Annotated in this window: 4 protein-coding genes; 1 reads left to right on the top strand and 3 read right to left on the bottom strand. The window is 64.6% G+C overall.

The genetic code is table 11. The features are described 5' to 3' along the window. Positions 1-6 precede the first annotated feature (6 nt). A complete protein-coding gene (locus VGV07_RS14660; RefSeq protein WP_326869458.1) occupies positions 7-1,413 on the bottom strand; it encodes an MFS transporter in 1,407 nt (468 codons plus the stop codon). 175 nt (positions 1,414-1,588) lie between these two features. On the opposite strand from VGV07_RS14660, the gene VGV07_RS14665 reads away from it, so the two are divergent. Further along, entirely contained in the window at positions 1,589-2,905 is a 1,317-nt protein-coding gene (locus VGV07_RS14665; protein WP_326869459.1) for a hypothetical protein, read from the top strand. A 255-nt stretch (positions 2,906-3,160) separates the two neighbouring features. Here the strand turns inward: VGV07_RS14665 and VGV07_RS14670 are convergent, their stop codons facing one another. Both VGV07_RS14670 and VGV07_RS14675 read right to left on the bottom strand, forming a co-directional pair. Next, positions 3,161-3,457 carry a GIY-YIG nuclease family protein gene (locus VGV07_RS14670; protein ID WP_326869460.1) on the bottom strand — a complete coding sequence of 99 codons (297 nt, stop codon included), beginning with the start codon at positions 3,455-3,457 and terminating at the stop codon, positions 3,161-3,163. Between the two features lie 56 nt (positions 3,458-3,513). Further along, a complete protein-coding gene (locus VGV07_RS14675) occupies positions 3,514-5,565 on the bottom strand; it encodes an elongation factor G (RefSeq protein WP_326869461.1) in 2,052 nt (683 codons plus the stop codon). Between the last annotated feature and the right edge of the window lie 482 nt (positions 5,566-6,047).

A 6,047-nucleotide genomic window follows, 5' to 3' on the forward strand; every position in this document is an offset into this window, starting at 1 on the left:
GAGCTTTCAGAGTGTTGCCGGAACCGGCTTGGTGATGGGCTTGAGCTTGTGGCCCGACACGTCGCTACCGGCATCGGGTGGCAGCCGCATGAACGGGATGGCGCTGCAGATGGCGACCGCGGCGACGACGAACCAGGCAATGTGGAAGTCGGCCAGCACCAGTTCGCCGCCATGCATATTGGAGGCGATCTCCAGCGCGCCGCCCGCTACCGCAACGCCCGCCGCGACGCTCAGTTGCTGGCTCACCGCGTTGATCGCCGTCGCCTGGCTGGCATGCGCCTCGTCGACGTCGGCAAACACCAGCGCGTTGACGCCGGTGAAGAAGAACGAGCGGGTGAGGCCGCCGAACAGCAGCGCCCCCATCAGCACCCAGTGCGGCACCGCCGGGGTGAACAAGCCGTTGATGGCGAGGAAGGTGCAGCCGAGCACCGCCGTGACCATCAGCGTGCGCGGGAAGCCGAAGGCCGCGTAGAGTTTTTCGGCGCCGAACTTCGAGAGGATCGCCCCGATCGCCGCGATGAAGGTGGTGAGGCCGGATTCGAACGGCGTCAGCCCGAAGGTCAGCTGCAGCATCAGCGGCATCAGGAACGGGAACGCGCCGATGCCGATGCGGAACAGCGAGCCACCGATGATGGCATTCCTGAACAGCGGAAGCCGGAACATTTTCGGGTCGAGGATCGGGAACGCCGTACGCTTGGCATGCCTGAGATAAAGCAGCCCGGCGATCGCCCCGACGACGATCGAGCCGTATCCGGCGATAGTGGGAATGGCGGGCAGGCTGATCACCGAAAACCCGAACATGATGCCGGCAAAGGTGATGGCCGAGAGGATCAGCCCGGGCACGTCCACCGGCCGTTCGTTCCGGCCATCGGCGGCGTTGAGGTATTTGGTGACGAGGATAAGCCCGATGATGCCGATCGGGATGTTGATCCAGAAGATCCAGTGCCAGCTCAGATAAGTGGTGAGGAAGCCACCGAGCGGCGGACCGGTGATCGGGCCGATCAGCGCCGGGATGGTCAGCCAGGCCATGGCCGACACCAGCTCGTTGCGCGGCGTCGCGCGCACCAGCACCAGCCGCGCCACCGGCGTCATCATCGAACCGCCAATGCCCTGGAGAAACCGCGACAGAACAAAGGTCAGCAGCGAATCCGAGAAGGCGCAGCAGATCGAGCCGGCCATGAACACCACGATGGCGAGGCGAAAGATGTTCTTGGCCCCGAACCGGTCGGCTATCCAGCCGGATAGCGGAATGAAGATGGCGAGCGCCACGAAATAGGCGGTCAGCGCCAGTTTCAGCGAAATCGGTTCGGCCCCGATATCCGCCGCGATCGCCGGCAGCGAGGTCGCAATGACGGTCGAGTCCATGTTTTCCATGAACAGCGCGACCGCAAGGACGAGGGGGATGATGCGCACGGGGGAAGCCTCACTGGCGAGGCAATGTTAGGATTGAAACTATCGGCGTGAGCTTTACGGTGCGTGGGGCCGCAACGCAACACGTAGCAGAGGCATTAATCGCTCGAGTCCTAAGCGATTGACCCTGCGAGCCCACACGTGGCTTATTGTGATCACACTTTGTTCGGGTTGAATCATGAAGAGCTTTTCGTCGTCGAGCTTCGCCAGCAATCATGCCGAGGCGCTCGACCTTGCCTTTGCAGCAGTCCAGAAGAATCCACAGGCGCTGTTCACTAATTTCCAGTGGTTCCTGTACACCGGCAAGGACACGATCTTCTTTACCGCCTTCTCCAAGGAGAAGTTCGACAAGCAGAAGCTCAAGGACCTGGTGGCGCAGGTGGTGGCGCTGGCGCCGCAGCTGACCCACGGCTTCGTCGGCGCCCGTCCGGGGCACCCGTTCACCGAGAGCCAGCTCGACGCCATCACCTCGGTCGAGCTGGTCGATAGCTTCGACGGCTACCCGGACAAGTGGCTCGGCAAAAGCGCCGATATCTTCGATCACCCCGATCTGCCGCTGTTCCGCTTCATGGCGGCGACGCTGAAGGACGGGCCGGATGCCGAGGGCCGCATCTCGGTGATCCAGGTGCGCGCCGCGCACTGCGTGCTCGAGGGATCGGACTCGGCGCTGCTGTCGCGTTCGCAGACCGCCGGGCACGGTATACAGTCCAACAAGGACAACAAGGTCAGCCTTGGCGACCGCATCAAGGGCGCGCTGCAGGCCGGCATCGGCGTGTCGCTGCACCTGTTCTTCGCCCACATCATGTCGCCACCCGACAAGCCGTTCGGCTTCAAGACCTTGCCGCTGCGCCGCGACCGGCTGCGCCGGCTGGCGAGCCGGCTCGGCGTGCGGCAGCGCTCGCTCTACTTCGCCATCGTCACCCACGCGCTGCATTCCGATACCGATCGTCGCCTCAACGAGGCGGTGATCGCCGCCGCCTATACGATGCTCGATACCCGTCGCACCGATGCCGATGACGATTTCTTCCGAGTCCGGGCGCTGCAGGCGAAGTTCCCCTACAAGGAGGACTTCGTCGAGTATGTGCGCTCGGTCGATGATGTGGTGAGCCAGATCGAAAGCAAGGACATCACCTCGTTCCAGACCCAGGTGCTGGCGCTGTTTGCGATGCACAGGAAGCTCCACAGCTGGTTCCCGTTCCTTTACGGGGAGCGCTTCTGGCGCTTTTCGGGGCGCGTCGACACCGTGCTGACCCTGGTGCCGCCGCACCGGACGCTCGGCCCGGTGACCCAGTGGATGATGGAGCCGATCTATTGCGGCGCCTATCACCCGGCCTCGAACATCGCCACCTTCTGCCCCGGCCGCGAATACATGACGGTGAACTTCGTCATGGAACAGCGCCACATCGATGCGGTGGAGCGGATCGAGCCGCTGATTCAGAAGATCGAGTCGCTGGATTTGCCGGAGCCGGTGAAGGGTGTGGGCATCGAGGCTTAGAGTCGCTCTGCGCCACTGCTACGGGCCGATGCTGTTGAGCGCTTGCGCCACCCCACCCACCGGCCGTCATCCCGGCGAAAGCCGGGACCCAGTGCTCTGACTGCGCAACGAGCGCGAAACCATCCGACCCTGCCGTGATGGACCGGCCCGGTCCGCGTATGCCCTACCGTTCGAGCAGTGGGTCCCGGCTTTCGCCGGGATGACGACGGTGGGTGGTGGAATAGCGAGACACTGGCAGACGCAGCAGGGGAAGAGTCACCCCACAATCTCGTCCCACAGGTCATCCCATCGCGGGTTCGTCGCTTCGATCAGCTCCACCTTCCACGCCCGGCGCCATTCCTTGATCCGCTTCTCACGCGTGATCGCCGACTCGGCGTTCCCGTGCTCCTCGAACCACACCAACTGCGTGACATCGTATCGCGCAGTAAAACTTTCAGCGATCGCGTGGTTTCGGTGCTGCCAGACGCGGCCAATCAGGTCGGACGTGACGCCCGTATAGATCGTGCCGCGCTTGCCGCTCGCCATCATGTAGACGAAGAATTGCTTGTCCACCTGCGCCCCCGAACCATCGGAGCAACGCAGGTGGACGCTGTCAACATAGGGCCGGCCTAAGCGACCTGCCGCCCATACTTGCTCGCCACCTCCTCGGCCAACCGTCCGCCGATCTCCGCCAGATGGTCGAACGACTGCTCGAAGCTGCCGACTCCAGCCGTCGCTGACCTGAGCTCGATGATCAGGTCCTGCATCTCCGAGGCCGGAACATAGGCGTGAATGTCGTCCCAGCCGTCCCAGCCGTCGCGGGTGTCGGAGCCGACGATCTGGCCGCGCCGACGCGGCAGGATGGCGTTGATGCGCGCGGTGGCCTCGCTCGGGCAGTGCACCGTCACCTCCATCACCGGCTCGAGCAGCACCGGCTCGCATTGCGGCATGCCTTCGCGCATGCCGATCTGCGCCGCCTGCCGGAACGCCATGTCGGAGCTGTCGACCGTATGGTACGAGCCGTCGGTCAGCGTCACCGCCACATCGACCACCGGAAAGCCCAGCGGGCCGCCCATGCCGAAGTACTCGCGCACGCCCGCCTCGACCGAGCTGATATATTGCCGTGGCACCACGCCACCGGTGATCTTTTCGTCAAATCCCAGCCCGCCGCCGCGCGGCAGCGGCTTGATGGTCAGCACCACGTCGCCGAACTGCCCGTGCCCGCCCGACTGCTTCTTGTGGCGGCCACGCACATTGGCGGATTTGCGGATCGTCTCGCGATAGGGGATGCGTGGCACCGAGGTGGTGACCGGCACGCCGTAGCGCCCGGTGAGCCGCTCGATAACGACGCGGAGGTGCATCTCGCCGTGGCCTTCGAGCACGGTTTCGCCGGTCTCGGGCACATGGGTGAGGTGCAGCGAAGGGTCCTCCTCGAGGATGCGCTGCAGCGCCGTCGACAGCCGCACGTCGTCCTTGCGCTCCTTGGGTGAGACGGCGATCGCCATCATCGGCCTGCTCTGGGGTGGCGGCATCAGGTCGGGCACCATGCGCCCGGCAGACAGCGTGTCACCGGTGCGGGCCGCCTCGACCTTACCGAGCGCAACGGTTTCGCCCTCCTTGGCCGTGTCGCGCTTCTGTGTTTCCTGGCCCATCACCCGGAACACGCCCGACACCTTGCTTTCACGACCGTCGGCGGAACGGAGCACCGCGCCGTCGGCGACGGTGCCGCTCAGCACGCGCGCCACGCACATCTTGCCGCTGCGCGCGGTCTGCATGGTCTTCATGATCTGGACGACGCTGCCGGGTCCGTCGGCGAGCCCCAGCCGGGCGCGGGTCTCCTTCACCGTCGGCGCTTCATGGCGGATCGCCTTGAGCAGCCGGGTGATGCCGTTGCCGTGCTCGGCCGAGCCGATGAACACCGGACAGATCTTGCCCGCCCGCATTTCCTCGACCAGGTCCTTGAAGATCAGGTCCTTTTCCGGCTGCACATCCTCCAGCAACTGCTCCATCAGCACGTCGTCGAAATCGGCGATCTGTTCGAGCATCGCCGTGCGCGCCGCGACCTCGTCTGCCTTCTCGCCATCGGGCAGTACCACGATCTCGCTTTCCTTGGCTTCGTGGTAGACATGCGCCCGCTCGAGCGCCAGGTCGATGCAGCCGGTCACCACGCCACCCTTGGTCATCGGCAATTGCCTGAGCACCAGCGGCACCCGGCTCGCCGGTTGTAGCATCTGGAGAATGTCGCGCACCTGGCCCGAGAGCTTGTCGATCTTGTTGAGGAAGATGAGGTGCGGAAGTTTCCGCGCTTCGAGATCCCTGAGGATCAACTGCAGCGCCGCGACCTTCTTGGGGTCGGCTTCCGCCACCACCACTGCCATGTCGCAGCCGGCGAGCACGGCGAGGGATTCATACTGGAACTCGACCGAACCGGGGCAGTCGATGAAGCTGTAGCGGTCGCCCATGAAATCGGTTTCGGCGACGTTGACCTCGACGCTCATGCCGTTCGAGCGGGCTTCCGGTGCGGCATCGCCCACCATGTTGCCGTCCCTGGCGTGGCCTTGTCGGGTAATGGCCCCAGTGCGCATGAGGATTGCTTCGAGCAGCGAAGTCTTGCCGCTCGCGAACGGCCCCACCAGCGCGATGCACCGGGGCCCGGCTTGTCTGCCGTTGTCGTTTGCCATCTACTCCTCCTCGTTCGTGATTTGTTCCCTCGGCGACGTCCTCCCCGGTGCGTGGTCTTCGCACCGTCGAGGCGCGTCCGCGGGGGATACTGTAGCGCTCTCGGTGGGCGGAGCCAATCTGGGGCGCGTGTCTATGGAAGGCAGTTGGGCCGGTGGCTGTGGACCCCCACCCCTGTCCCCTCCCCGCAAGGGGGAGGGAGACCAAGGCACTGGCATCACAGTTTGCGTCTCCCTCCCCCTTGCGGGGAGGGATTAAGGGTGGGGGGCAGCGCGCACCAGCCCTGCAGATAACCACCCTTCCCAATCCCCAACTCCAGTGGTAATCACCCTCGCCAACCCGTGAGCCGGCGACGAGTCGTTCCGCTCACGGGCTTCCGTTTTTCTGATGCTCAGAAGGGAAGGGCCCGACCCTTGGCGAAGATCATTACTTCCATCACCGGCGATAGCGCACTGACGTTCGACGACGTGCTGCTGCAGCCTGC

It is taken from the genome of Devosia sp., from assembly GCF_035944845.1.
Taxonomy (GTDB): Bacteria; Pseudomonadota; Alphaproteobacteria; order Rhizobiales; family Devosiaceae; genus Devosia_A.

Coding starts and splice junctions, on each gene's coding strand:
- VGV07_RS14665 (WP_326869459.1), top strand. CDS start 1,589: ATGAAGAGCTTTTCGTCGTCGAGCTTCGCCAGCAATCATGCCGAGGCG.
- VGV07_RS14675 (WP_326869461.1), bottom strand. CDS start 5,565: ATGGCAAACGACAACGGCAGACAAGCCGGGCCCCGGTGCATCGCGCTG.